At 47.9% G+C, this 15,185-nt stretch carries 3 protein-coding genes; 2 read left to right on the forward strand and 1 reads right to left on the reverse strand.

Features of this window, described 5'->3' with window-relative positions; genetic code table 11:
• Positions 1-24: 24 nt before the first annotated feature.
• Complete coding sequence (locus tag ACQ31U_RS05625; protein ID WP_431054094.1) at positions 25-11,673, forward strand: Ig-like domain-containing protein; 11,649 nt, start codon at positions 25-27, stop codon at positions 11,671-11,673.
• Between the two features lie 281 nt (positions 11,674-11,954).
• A complete protein-coding gene (locus ACQ31U_RS05630) occupies positions 11,955-14,264 on the forward strand; it encodes a beta strand repeat-containing protein (RefSeq protein WP_431054095.1) in 2,310 nt (769 codons plus the stop codon).
• A 65-nt stretch (positions 14,265-14,329) separates the two neighbouring features.
• Here ACQ31U_RS05630 and ACQ31U_RS05635 read toward each other — a convergent pair whose 3' ends face one another.
• Positions 14,330-15,091: a class I SAM-dependent methyltransferase gene (locus tag ACQ31U_RS05635; RefSeq protein WP_431054096.1), complete on the reverse strand. Its 762-nt coding sequence runs from the start codon at positions 15,089-15,091 to the stop codon at positions 14,330-14,332.
• Positions 15,092-15,185 lie beyond the last annotated feature (94 nt).

The following is a 15,185-nucleotide window of genomic DNA, read 5'->3' on the forward strand; positions in this document are numbered from 1 at the left end:
ATTAATTGTTATAGGAATTATATTATGTCAATCACATTAAAAGTTTTAAGCGCAAAAACAGAAATTGCTAATTATAAAGTTGTCAATGGCGAAACATTAATTATTAAAGCGCAAGAAAACGTAAATTATCAGCTGATTGAAGATGCCACAGGCTTGGGGCCGCAAAATATTATAGCCAAACGGGTCGGCGATGATCTGCAACTATTATTAGAAAACGGCGATAATGTGCCGGATGTAATTATCGAAGATTATTATAGCGACGAAGGCTCTACGAATCTGATTATCGGCGAACATGAAAATGGCAATATTTATGCCTATGTGCCGGAATCAGGACAAAATTCGGATGCAGTTAGTATGTTGGCAGAGCAAATGTCCGCACCTCAGGCGCTAGGTGGTCATGAAATTAGCCCGTTTTGGGTATTTAGCCCGTGGTGGTTACTGGCGGCCGGTGCTGTTGTTGGCGGTGTGGCATTGGCTGTTGGTGGCGGCGGAAGCGGTAGTAATAGTAATGAACCGGCGGGCGACACCACCGCCCCGAATGCGCCAACGGTCACCGATGTGACGAATAGCGACAAAGACGGTGACGGTAAAGCGGACAGCACCACAATTAGCGGCAAAGCGGAGCCGGGCTCCACCGTCGGTATCGATACCAACGGCGACGGCAAAGCGGACGTAACCACAAAAGCCGATGAAAACGGCGACTATAGCTTAGTAGTGACCCCGGCATTGGAAGACGGCAAAACCTATCCGGTGACCGCCACCGATCCAAGCGGCAACACCGGCAATCCGACTAATGTAACCGGCGACACCACCGCCCCGAATGCACCAACGGTCACCGATGTGACGAATAGCGACAAAGACGGTGACGGTAAAGCGGACAGCACCACGATTAGCGGCAAAGCGGAGCCGGGCTCCACCGTCGGTATCGATACCAACGGCGACGGCAAAGCGGACGTAACCACAAAAGCCGATGAAAACGGCGACTATAGCTTAGTAGTGACCCCGGCATTGGAAGACGGCAAAACCTATCCGGTGACCGCCACCGATCCAAGCGGCAACACCGGCAATCCGACTAATGTAACCGGCGACACCACCGCCCCGAATGCGCCAACGGTCACCGATGTGACGAATAGCGATAAAGACGGTGACGGTAAAGCGGACAGCACCACAATTAGCGGCAAAGCGGAGCCGGGCTCCACCGTCGGTATCGATACCAACGGCGACGGCAAAGCGGGCGTAACCACAAAAGCCGATGAAAACGGCGACTATAGCTTAGTAGTGACCCCGGCATTGGAAGACGGCAAAACCTATCCGGTGACCGCCACCGATCCAAGCGGCAACACCAGCAATCCGACTAATGTAACCGGCGACACCACCGCCCCGAATGCGCCAACGGTCACCGATGTGACGAATAGCGACAAAGACGGTGGCGGTAAAGCGGACAGCACCACGATTAGCGGCAAAGCGGAGCCGGGCTCCACCGTCGGTATCGATACCAACGGCGACGGCAAAGCGGACGTAACCACAAAAGCCGATGAAAACGGCGACTATAGCTTAGTAGTGACCCCGGCATTGGAAGACGGCAAAACCTATCCGGTGACCGCCACTGATCCAAGCGGCAACACCGGCAATCCGACTAATGTAACCGGCGACACCACCGCCCCGAATGCGCCAATGGTCACCGACGTGACGAATAGCGACAAAGACGGTGACGGTAAAGCGGACAGCACCACAATTAGCGGCAAAGCGGAGCCGGGCTCCACCGTCGGTATCGATACCAACGGTGACGGCAAAGCGGACGTAACCACAAAAGCCGATGAAAACGGCGACTATAGCTTAGTAGTGACCCCGGTATTGGAAGACGGCAAAACCTATCCGGTGACCGCCACCGATCCAAGCGGCAACACCAGCAATCCGACTAATGTAACCGGCGACACCACCGCTCCGAATGCGCCAACGGTCACCGACGTGACGAATAGCGACAAAGACGGTGACGGTAAAGCGGACAGCACCACAATTAGCGGCAAAGCGGAGCCGGGCTCCACCGTCGGTATCGATACCAACGGTGACGGCAAAGCGGACGTAACTACAAAAGCCGATGAAAACGGCGACTATAGCTTAGTAGTGACCCCGGCATTGGAAGACGGCAAAACCTATCCGGTAACCGCCACCGATCCAAGCGGCAACACCAGTGATCCTACACAAGTTACTGGTTCTGGTCCTGATGTTACGGCACCAAGTGCGGTTGCGGAAGCGGACGGCAGTGTTACTGTCACGCCACCGACGGATGATGATACGAAGTCAGTTGAAGTTAAGTTCACCGCTGAAGACGGCACCGAGAAAACCGTGACCGTGAACAAGAAAGATGACGGCACTTGGGAGTTGGCGGCACCGGTTGAAGGTGTCACATTGGAAGCGGGTACCGGTAAGGTAACGATTGCTGAGGACGCGGTGAAAGACGGTTCTACCGTAACGGCAAAAGCCAATGACGGTACGCAGGACTCAGCGAATGCGACCGTGGTTGCGAAAGATGTGACTGCCCCGAGTGCGCCGACGGCGACAGCAGAAGATAACGGCGATGTCAGCATTACGCCACCGGCGGATGATGATACGAAGTCAGTTGAAGTTAAGTTCACCGCTGAAGACGGCACCGAGAAAACCGTGACCGTGAACAAGAAAGACGACGGAACATGGGAGCTGGCGGCACCGGTTGAAGGTGTCACGCTAGATACGAATACCGGTAAGGTAACGCTTGCGGAAAGTGCGGTGAAAGACAACGGTAAAGTGACGGCGACGGCGAAAGACGTTGACGGCAATACCTCTACACCGGCAGAAGTGACGGCGAAAGACACGACCGCACCGGCGGCACCAAGTGCGGTTGCGGAAGAGAACGGCAGTGTTACTGTCACGCCACCGACGGATGATGATACGCAGTCAGTTGAAGTTAAGTTCACCGCTGAAGACGGCACCGAGAAAACCGTGACCGTGAACAAGAAAGACGACGGAACATGGGAGCTGGCGGCACCGGTTGAGGGTGTCACGTTAGATACGAATACCGGTAAGGTAACGCTTGACGAAAGTGCGGTGAAAGACAACGGTAAAGTGACGGCGACGGCGAAAGACGTTGACGGCAATACCTCTACACCGGCAGAAGTGACGGCGAAAGACACGACTGCACCGGCGGCACCAAGTGCGGTTGCGGAAGAGAACGGTGATGTCAGCATTACGCCACCGGCGGATGTGGATACGAAGTCAGTTGAAGTTAAGTTTACCGATGAGAACGGTGCGGAACAGACTGTGACCGTGAACAAGAAAGACGACGGAACATGGGAGTTGGCGGCACCGGTTGAAGGTGTCACATTGGAAGCGGGTACCGGTAAGGTAACGATTGCTGAGGACGCGGTGAAAGACGGTTCTACCGTAACGGCAAAAGCCAATGACGGTACGCAGGACTCAGCGAATGCGACCGTGGTTGCGAAAGATGTGACTGCCCCGAGTGCGCCGACGGCGACAGCAGAAGATAACGGCGATGTCAGCATTACGCCACCGGCGGATGTGGATACGAAGTCGGTTGAAGTTAAGTTTACCGATGAGAACGGTGCGGAACAGACTGTGACCGTGAACAAGAAAGACGACGGTACTTGGGAGTTGGCGGCACCGGTTGAGGGTGTCACGTTAGATACGAATACCGGCAAGGTAACGCTTGCGGAAAGTGCGGTGAAAGACGGTTCTACCGTAACGGCAAAAGCCAATGACGGTACGCAGGACTCGGCAGAGGCGACCGTGGTTGCGAAAGATGTGACTGCTCCAAGTGCGCCGACGGCGACAGCAGAAGATAACGGTGATGTCAGCATTACGCCACCGGCGGATGTAGATACGAAGTCAGTTGAAGTTAAGTTCACCGCTGAAGACGGCACCGAGAAAACCGTGACCGTGAACAAGAAAGACGACGGAACATGGGAGCTGGCGGCACCGGTTGAAGGTGTCACGCTAGATACGAATACCGGCAAGGTAACGTTTGCGGAAAGTGCGGTGAAAGACGGTTCTACCGTAACGGCAAAAGCCAATGACGGTACGCAGGACTCAGCGAATGCGACCGTGGTTGCGAAAGATGTGACTGCCCCGAGTGCGCCGACGGCGACAGCGGAAGAGAACGGTGATGTCAGCATTACGCCACCGGCGGATGATGATACGAAGTCAGTTGAAGTTAAGTTCACCGCTGAAGACGGCACCGAGAAAACCGTGACCGTGAACAAGAAAGACGACGGAACATGGGAGCTGGCGGCACCGGTTGAAGGTGTCACGCTAGATACGAATACCGGTAAGGTAACGCTTGCGGAAAGTGCGGTGAAAGACAACGGTAAAGTGACGGCGACGGCGAAAGACGTTGACGGCAATACCTCTACACCGGCAGAAGTGACGGCGAAAGACACGACTGCACCGGCGGCACCAAGTGCGGTTGCGGAAGAGAACGGCAGTGTTACTGTCACGCCACCGGCGGATGATGATACGCAGTCGGTTGAAGTGACATTCACTAAACCGGATGGTACAGAAGCAACGGTGACGGCGACTAAGAAAGACGACGGTACTTGGGAGCTGGATAACCCAGTTACGGGTGTCACGTTAGACCCGAATACCGGTAAGGTAACGCTTGCGGAAAGTGCGGTGAAAGACAACGGTAAAGTGACGGCGACGGCGAAAGACGTTGACGGCAATACCTCTACACCGGCAGAAGTGACGGCGAAAGACACGACTGCACCGGCGGCACCAAGTGCGGTTGCGGAAGAGAACGGCAGTGTTACTGTCACGCCACCGACGGATGTAGATACGAAGTCAGTTGAAGTTAAGTTCACCGCTGAAGACGGCACCGAGAAAACCGTGACCGTGAACAAGAAAGACGACGGTACCTGGGAGCTGGCGGCACCGGTTGAAGGTGTCACATTGGAAGCGGGTACCGGCAAGGTAACGATTGCTGAGGACGCAGTGAAAGACGGTTCTACCGTAACGGCAAAAGCCAATGACGGTACTCAGGACTCAGCGAATGCGACCGTGGTTGCGAAAGATGTGACCGCGCCGGCAGCACCAAGTGCGGTTGCGGAAGATAATGGTGATGTCAGCATTACGCCACCGACGGATGTGGATACGAAGTCAGTTGAAGTTAAGTTTACTGATGAGAACGGTGCGGAACAGACTGTGACCGTGAACAAGAAAGACGACGGTACTTGGGAGTTGGCGGCACCGGTTGAGGGTGTCACGTTAGACCCGAATACCGGTAAGGTAACGCTTGCGGAAAGTGCGGTGAAAGACAACGGTAAAGTGACGGCGACGGCGAAAGACGTTGACGGCAATACCTCTACACCGGCAGAAGTGACGGCGAAAGACACGACTGCACCGGCGGCACCAAGTGCGGTTGCGGAAGAGAACGGCAGTGTTACTGTCACGCCACCGACGGATGTAGATACGAAGTCAGTTGAAGTTAAGTTCACCGCTGAAGACGGCACCGAGAAAACCGTGACCGTGAACAAGAAAGATGACGGCACTTGGGAGTTGGCGGCACCGGTTGAAGGTGTCACATTGGAAGCGGGTACCGGTAAGGTAACGATTGCTGAGGACGCGGTGAAAGACGGTTCTACCGTAACGGCAAAAGCCAATGACGGTACGCAGGACTCAGCGAATGCGACCGTGGTTGCGAAAGATGTGACTGCCCCGAGTGCGCCGACGGCGACAGCAGAAGATAACGGCGATGTCAGCATTACGCCACCGGCGGATGATGATACGAAGTCAGTTGAAGTTAAGTTCACCGCTGAAGACGGCACCGAGAAAACCGTGACCGTGAACAAGAAAGACGACGGAACATGGGAGCTGGCGGCACCGGTTGAAGGTGTCACGCTAGATACGAATACCGGTAAGGTAACGCTTGCGGAAAGTGCGGTGAAAGACAACGGTAAAGTGACGGCGACGGCGAAAGACGTTGACGGCAATACCTCTACACCGGCAGAAGTGACGGCGAAAGACACGACTGCACCGGCGGCACCAAGTGCGGTTGCGGAAGAGAACGGCAGTGTTACTGTCACGCCACCGACGGATGTAGATACGAAGTCAGTTGAAGTTAAGTTCACCGCTGAAGACGGCACCGAGAAAACCGTGACCGTGAACAAGAAAGACGACGGTACCTGGGAGCTGGCGGCACCGGTTGAAGGTGTCACATTGGAAGCGGGTACCGGCAAGGTAACGATTGCTGAGGACGCAGTGAAAGACGGTTCTACCGTAACGGCAAAAGCCAATGACGGTACTCAGGACTCAGCGAATGCGACCGTGGTTGCGAAAGATGTGACCGCGCCGGCAGCACCAAGTGCGGTTGCGGAAGATAATGGTGATGTCAGCATTACGCCACCGACGGATGTGGATACGAAGTCAGTTGAAGTTAAGTTTACTGATGAGAACGGTGCGGAACAGACTGTGACCGTGAACAAGAAAGACGACGGTACTTGGGAGTTGGCGGCACCGGTTGAAGGTGTCACATTGGAAGCGGGTACCGGCAAGGTAACGCTTGCGGAAAGTGCGGTGAAAGACAACGGTAAAGTGACGGCGACGGCGAAAGACGTTGACGGCAATACCTCTACACCGGCAGAAGTGACGGCGAAAGACACGACTGCACCGGCGGCACCAAGTGCGGTTGCGGAAGAGAACGGCAGTGTTACTGTCACGCCACCGACGGATGTAGATACGAAGTCAGTTGAAGTTAAGTTCACCGCTGAAGACGGCACCGAGAAAACCGTGACCGTGAACAAGAAAGACGACGGTACCTGGGAGCTGGCGGCACCGGTTGAAGGTGTCACATTGGAAGCGGGTACCGGCAAGGTAACGATTGCTGAGGACGCAGTGAAAGACGGTTCTACCGTAACGGCAAAAGCCAATGACGGTACTCAGGACTCAGCGAATGCGACCGTGGTTGCGAAAGATGTGACCGCGCCGGCAGCACCAAGTGCGGTTGCGGAAGATAATGGTGATGTCAGCATTACGCCACCGACGGATGTGGATACGAAGTCAGTTGAAGTTAAGTTTACTGATGAGAACGGTGCGGAACAGACTGTGACCGTGAACAAGAAAGACGACGGTACTTGGGAGTTGGCGGCACCGGTTGAGGGTGTCACGTTAGACCCGAATACCGGTAAGGTAACGCTTGCGGAAAGTGCGGTGAAAGACAACGGTAAAGTGACGGCGACGGCGAAAGACGTTGACGGCAATACCTCTACACCGGCAGAAGTGACGGCGAAAGACACGACTGCACCGGCGGCACCAAGTGCGGTTGCGGAAGAGAACGGCAGTGTTACTGTCACGCCACCGACGGATGTAGATACGAAGTCAGTTGAAGTTAAGTTCACCGCTGAAGACGGCACCGAGAAAACCGTGACCGTGAACAAGAAAGACGACGGTACTTGGGAGCTGGCGGCACCGGTTGAGGGTGTCACGTTAGACACTGACAGCGGCAAGGTAACGATTGCTGAGGACGCAGTGAAAGACGGTTCTACCGTAACGGCAAAAGCCAATGACGGTACGCAGGACTCAGCGAATGCGACCGTGGTTGCGAAAGATGTGACTGCCCCGAGTGCGCCGACGGCGACAGCGGAAGAGAACGGTGATGTCAGCATTACGCCACCGGCGGATGTGGATACGAAGTCGGTTGAAGTTAAGTTTACCGATGAGAACGGTGCGGAACAGACTGTGACCGTGAACAAGAAAGATGACGGTACTTGGGAGTTGGCGGCACCGGTTGAAGGTGTCACGTTAGACACTGACAGCGGCAAGGTAACGATTGCTGAGGACGCAGTGAAAGACAACGGAAAAGTGACGGCGACGGCGAAAGACGTTGACGGCAATACCTCTACACCGGCAGAAGTGACGGCGAAAGACACCAATGCGCCGGCAGCACCAAGTGCGGTTGCGGAAGAGAACGGCGATGTCAGCATTACGCCACCGACGGATGATGATACGCAGTCGGTTGAAGTGACATTCACCAAACCGGATGGTACGGAAGCAACGGTGACGGCGAACAAGAAAGACGATGGTACCTGGGAGTTGGCGACACCGGTTGAAGGTGTCACGTTAGACCCGAATACCGGCAAGGTAACACTTGACGAAAGTGCGGTGAAAGACAACGGTAAAGTGACGGCGACGGCGAAAGACGTTGACGGCAATACCTCTACACCGGCAGAAGTGACGGCGAAAGACACCAATGCGCCGGCAGCACCAAGTGCGGTTGCGGAAGAGAACGGTGATGTCAGCATTACGCCACCGACGGATGTGGATACGAAGTCAGTTGAAGTTAAGTTTACTGATGAGAACGGTGCGGAACAGACTGTGACCGTGAACAAGAAAGACGACGGTACTTGGGAGCTGGCGGCACCGGTTGAAGGTGTCACGTTAGACCCGAATACCGGCAAGGTAACGATTGCTGAGGACGCAGTGAAAGACGGTTCTACCGTAACGGCAAAAGCCAATGACGGTACGCAGGACTCAGCGAATGCGACCGTGGTTGCGAAAGATGTGACTGCCCCGAGTGCGCCGACGGCGACAGCAGAAGATAACGGTGATGTCAGCATTACGCCACCGGCGGATGTAGATACAAAGTCAGTTGAAGTTAAGTTCACCGCTGAAGACGGCACCGAGAAAACCGTGACCGTGAACAAGAAAGACGACGGAACATGGGAGCTGGCGGCACCGGTTGAAGGTGTCACATTGGAAGCGGGTACCGGCAAGGTAACGATTGCTGAAGAGGCGGTGAAAGACAGTACGGAAGTCAAAGCGACAGCCAGTGATGCGGATGGTAATGAATCGAATGAAGTTAAGGTTGAAGCGCCTACAATTCTTTTACCGGCTCAGCCGATAGTTACTTTAGTTAGTGATACTGGATTTAGTTCAGCTGATAAGATAACGAACAATGGCATGATTAATGTTTCTAATTTAGAGGAAGGAACAACCCGAGAATACAGTATTGATGGTGGTAATACTTGGATAGTAATTCCAGGGATTACAGGAAATACTGCTACTTTTGAATTAGCGGAGGGAACATATCCTTCTATCTTAGTTCGTCAAAATAAAGATGGGCAGTCTTCTGTAGTTGGTAGTTTGAATGATGTCTTTATTGATAAAACTCCACCTGTAATACCAGAATTAAAATTAGCCCAAATATCCGATAGTGGGTACTCTGATACAGATAATATTACTAATGTTAAACAACCGACTTTAGAGGGGGTTACTGAACCAGGTACTACGGTGAGAATTTATGTTGATGGCTCTTATTATGCTGATAAGGCTAATGATACAGGTAAATTTAGTATTAAAATTACTAAAGATATGAGCGATGGTCAAAAGTTTCCATTAGTTATGGCGGTTGATGCAGCAGGTAATGCAAGTACAGCTACGCCGGCGGATCCTACAAAATGGACAGAAGGAAAGCCATTTATTGTAAATCTTTCAGCTGAACAGCCAATTATTAATCAGGAGGGATATGGTACTGTTACTGTTGAAACGAACGATCAACAAGCTTATAAATTAACTACTTTTTACTTTGATACTGCAGGTAACAAACAAACAGCTGTCTCTACAAAAGGTACTGATGGAAATTGGAACTTTACTTTTAGTGGTCCACAACCTGCTGGAACATTTGATTCTAAAACTGGAAAAATGACTTTTGCTGAGGGAGTCATTCAATCTGGTTCAACTGTGGAAGTGAAGTTGGAGGACAATGCGGGCAATATTGCAGATGCAAGTAGAAAATTGTTATTTAATCCAGTGTTTGCCGAGAGAATAGCTTCGATTGAATATTTTGAAAACTCTTTGATAAGTGATGTCTTAGGAAAAGTTACTGCCACCGATAAAGATAATCAGGTTGTACAATATCGCTTTTTGAATGATGATGGTACAGAGACTAATATCAGTAAAGATGGGCGTTATTTAATATCCAGTGGTGGAGAGTTTGCCTTAACTGAGAATGGAGGGGGGCTAACCTCAACGTCAGCAAACATAAGTACTAGAGATAGTAATGATTTTGAAACCGCTCCAAATAAATTTGGTCCTTATAAGGTTATTGCGATTGATCAAACTGGTTTGAAATCTAAGCCTATTGATGTTGATTTTACAGTACAAAATGTATTGGCAATTAGGACATTATGGGTGGACTTAAATGATAGAAATGGCGCTAATTGGGAGGGAACTATTGCTTCTGCTGATACAGCTAATAAGAATTTCCAATTTACTAGTGAAAACTCTGATAAAATTTTGATTGGTTATAATGAAGCAGGAAAAGCAGAAACTGGTTTAGGTATTGGTAATATTGAACGAGGCGCTGTTTTGAATACGCTAGACGGAGATGATTATGTTAAGCTCTCTCAAAGTGTCGGTAGTAACAATATGGACGGCGGGATTGCTCTTGGAAATGGTAATAATACTTTACTGATTGGTAATGATATTATTGGAGGAACTAACAGAAGTTGGGTTACTTCAGGAGATGGAAACGATACTATTATTGTAGGGGATTTTTCTAGTATTTTTAATGATCGTGATGATATTCAAAATGCAACAATACTAACTGGAGCTGGTAATGATACTTTACGTTTACAGGGGGGCGATGTTAAATCTAGCAGTATTATTGATATGGGAAGTGGCAATGACTCTATTATAATTACTGATAATGGAACCGCTTTACGAGCAGATCAAAGTTTAGACGCTAAAGCTACCTATACTGGTAGGGATTTTGGGGGGCATATTTATGACAGTACTATTATTTTAGGGGCTGGTGATGATACATTAACTACCTATAATTATTTACAGGATGCTACGATTATCGGAGATACCGCAAATACACCGATTGCACTAGATAGCTCTCCGTATACACCAATAGGGAATCCTAGAGATGTTAAAGATTCAGGAATATCCTCTTTAACTGGAGATGACACTGTTATTTTAGGGGTCAATGCTGATGGCAGTCGGAACGGAAAAGGGATTATGTATTACTCTTCCAAAATTGATTTAGGTGGGGGAAATGATACCCTTATTGTTGACCAGATTCGTGATAACTCAAAAGTTTATATGGGAGATGGTAATGACTCTGTGACTATCACTAAAACGTTTGGACGAGGAGATGGCTCTGCATTAGTCGATATGGGAGCCGGTAATGATACCTTGACTTGGAGTGGTAATGCTGGGATGGGATATAATGATCTTGGCTCGTTTAATAGTAAAATGCTTGGTGGAACAGGTATTGATAAATTAATTGTAGATAGCAATGTTGCTTCAGGTAATGATGTGATCTCTCATATTTCTACAGTTAATTTCACTGGCTTTGAACAGATTCAACTGAAAAATCAAGCAGTTTTAGATATTCGTTATGGTGATTTGTTTAATGATAATACTCGTGAAGGTAATTTCTATGTTATGGGAGGAAGCACAAATAAAGTTGATTTAGGACAAAGTAATTGGAATAATGACGGAGTGGCTAAGATTAGCTTAGTGGATAATGGTGCTGTTGGAAATAGTTATTACAATGGTAGTTGGGTTAAGCAGTCATCGACGACAGTTGAGGGAATCACTTACGATATATATCGTCATAATAGTGCAGCCAGTAGTTCTGATAACGATGTTTATATCCAACAAGGCATTATCGTTATCTAACCGATAACCTATTTTAAATAACCTCAAACCGCACTTTTAGCAATAAAAGTGCGGTTTTTTACAGGGTTTGAAAAACAAAAAAATAATCAAAGATTATTGATATGTTGTATATGGAAAGTTCCGGCTGTCTATTTTATTGATGGTAATGATCTTTTATGTAAAACCTGCGGTTATTGTCGCTAAAACCTGATAATTTTAATTCCAATTCAAAATTATAACTATTGGTTATTATTTTGAATGTTTTTGCATAAATGATTAACAATGAAACAGGAGAGCCGACTATGCCAGTGAATAGAATGGCAAATAATAAAAATTTATGTTTGAAATCGTTTGCCGAAAATCAACCGACAGATATGCCGAGAATTTGGGCGATGAATGGCGCACTGAAGATTGCGCCGTCACAGCAAAATTCAACGGAATTGAAGATTCAGTTGACGGATAGCCAAGGCGAAGCGCAAACAGTGATACTGACAAAAAATGTAGAGAACCAATGGATCAGGAGCGATAGAATACAAAATAGCAAACCGAGCGGATTATCGGTTGATCCTAAAAGCGGTGAAGTGACAATTGAGAAAAAGTTTTTGCTTTTCGGTTCAAAATTGATTGCTCATGACACTAACGGCAAGATAACGCAAGTTGAAACTAATGTGTTGTTCCAGCCGGTATTTAGTCAAGCAACAGCTTCATTCAAGTATTTTGAAAATCATTTAATCAAAAATCCGATCGCAACAATCGCTGCGACAGATGAGGATAATAAAATCAAAGAATATTTATTTGTTCACACTAATGGCGCTATGAGTGCCAGAAGTGAAGACGGTAAATATGCGATTAATACAAAAGGCGAGATTTATTTGACGGTATCCGGTGGTGGCGCGTTAATCAGCACAAACAGTAAACTCAGCCAAGTTGACAGCAATGATTATGAAACGTCCACAAATCAGTTTGACAATTATAACATTATTGCGGTCGATCAAACCAATTTGAAATCATATGCGATTACCGTCGATTTCACCGTGAATAATGTGTTGGCAATCCCACATTTATACAATAATACTAACGGTGTTGATTCATCCGGGCAGAATTTTTCTCAGGATACTAACAATCAAAGCTACCAGTTTACGAGTAATAATGAAGATAAGGTTTTGGTGGGGTATAACGAAAATGGTAGCGCTGTAACGGGATTAGGGGAAGGAAATATCGAAAGAGGTGCTGTACTTTCTACTTTAGAAGGTGATGATTATGTCAAACTTTCTCAAAGTGTGGGCAGTAACAATATGGACGGCGGGATTGCTCTTGGAAATGGTAATAATACTTTACTGATTGGTAATGATATTATTGGAGGAACTAACAGAAGTTGGGTTACTTCAGGAGATGGAAACGATACTATTATTGTAGGGGATTTTTCTAGTATTTTTAATGATCGTGATGATATTCAAAATGCAACTATATTAACGGGAGCTGGAAACGATACGCTGATTTTACAAGGGGGCATTGTTGCTGATAAAACCATTATTAATATGGGAGAAGGTGATGACATAGTTTCTCTAACAGATACTGGTATTGCACTGAAAGCAGATCAGAGTTTGGATGGTAAAGAAACAAATACAGGTCTTTCTGAAGCGGGTACATTGCGAGAGGATAGTATCATTATCTTAGGTGCTGGAAATGATAAATTAAATATTGATAAAGATATTACATCATCTATAGTGATTGGAGGAAAGGTAACATCAACAGGGTATTTAATTGATAATAAGTATCAATATGATACAGAAACAGCGCCGAATCTTAAAGATGATGGTGCGGATAATGGTATTGATATTGTTACTGTCGGAACGACGGTAACTAACTCAAAAATTTATCTTGGAGGTGGAAATGATGAGATGACTGTTGGAAGTTACGTCGATAACTCTACAATTAATATGGGTAACGGTGATGATACCGTAACCATTAAAGGCATTGTACAAAGCGGTACACAGATTAATATGGGTGATGGTAATAACGTTCTGACTACGGAAGGTGTAAATAATGCTTCAAGTATTACTTTCGGTAGCGGCAATGATTCATTAACGATTAAATCCCAATTGGGAGTTGGTGCTGGAAATCCAACCATCTCAATGGGTGCCGGTGATGATATTGTCACTTGGGGCGGTACAACTATTTCGAGTACAAATCCGATCGACGGTGGTGAAGGTAAAGATACCTTGATCTTGACGACTATCACCAATACGCATACTGGTAGTACCAATAATCCAACGAATTTAGGTTCATCACAATTCAAAGGCTTTGAAGTGATTGAAATGAAAAATCCAGGTAACTCGGTTGATATCCGTTATTCTGATTTGCTGCGTGATACGACTAATGATGGTCCACTGTATATTAGAGGTGTGGCTGGAAGTAAAGTCGATTTAGGTCAGAATAATTGGAATAATGATTCTGTAGGCAGTAGCAACCTCAATGATGGCACAGGTCGTTGGACTAAAGGAAGTACAACCAATGTAGATGGCGTAAGCTATGATATTTACCACCATTCAACAGCAGGAACAGATACATCTAACGATGTTTATATCCAAACCGGTATTATCGTTATCTAACCGATAACCCACGTTAACTAACCTCAAACCGCACTTTTAGCAATAAAAGTGCGGTCTGGGCAGGGTTATTCGGGCTTGTAACTCGCCACTGCGATAAAATTCAGTCGCTGTTGCGGATCATTAAACAGCTTGAACATTTTCTTAAAGGTCGGAAAATTTTGTTTTTTCAGTGCGTTGCGTATAATTTTTAGTGTGCCATTTATACCTTCATCATAAATTATGCCTTTCGGTGACAGCAGGGTCATGCGGGCATGAATCGACTCACAGCGGGCAAAACCGCACTCACGGAATAACTCCAACCAATTATGTTGACTTAACGGTGTGACGCTAATATTAATCGCATGGCGTAGTTTTTCCAATATTTCAGGATCTTTATCACGCGTTAGCATTACATCATGAGTCAGCAGAACGCCGCCCGGTTTCAGCACGCGAAAATACTCACTGATTGCTTTGCGTTTTGCTTCCAACGGCAGCATGGTCAACATCGCTTCGTTAATCACCACATCAAAACGGTTGTCGACAAACGGCAATTTGGTAGCATTGGCACGGCGCACATGGATTTTATTCTGCAAGCCGTGGCGCTGAATATTGGCTTCGGCTTTAATCAATGCCTGCTCGTCCAAATCAATCCCCTCGATTTGGCAGCCGTATTGTTTTGCCAAACCGATTGCAGTGGTCGCCATATTGCACGCCACTTCCAACACTTGCGTTTCCGCACTGAAATTGCCGCGTTCAATCAGCCATTCGGTGGCGCGCCGTCCGCCCGGGCGCAGACGGGTTTTGCCCAAACGGGCGAGGAAGTTATGTCCGACTTCGTCTTTTTTCATACTGATTGCCTTAAAGATATATTGCAAATAAGGCTTATCATAAAGAAGTGCGGTTTGTTTTACAAATAGAAATTATTATTATTTTTGAGGCGGA

Source organism: Testudinibacter sp. TW-1 (genome assembly GCF_050613185.1).
GTDB lineage: Bacteria > Pseudomonadota > Gammaproteobacteria > Enterobacterales > Pasteurellaceae > Chelonobacter.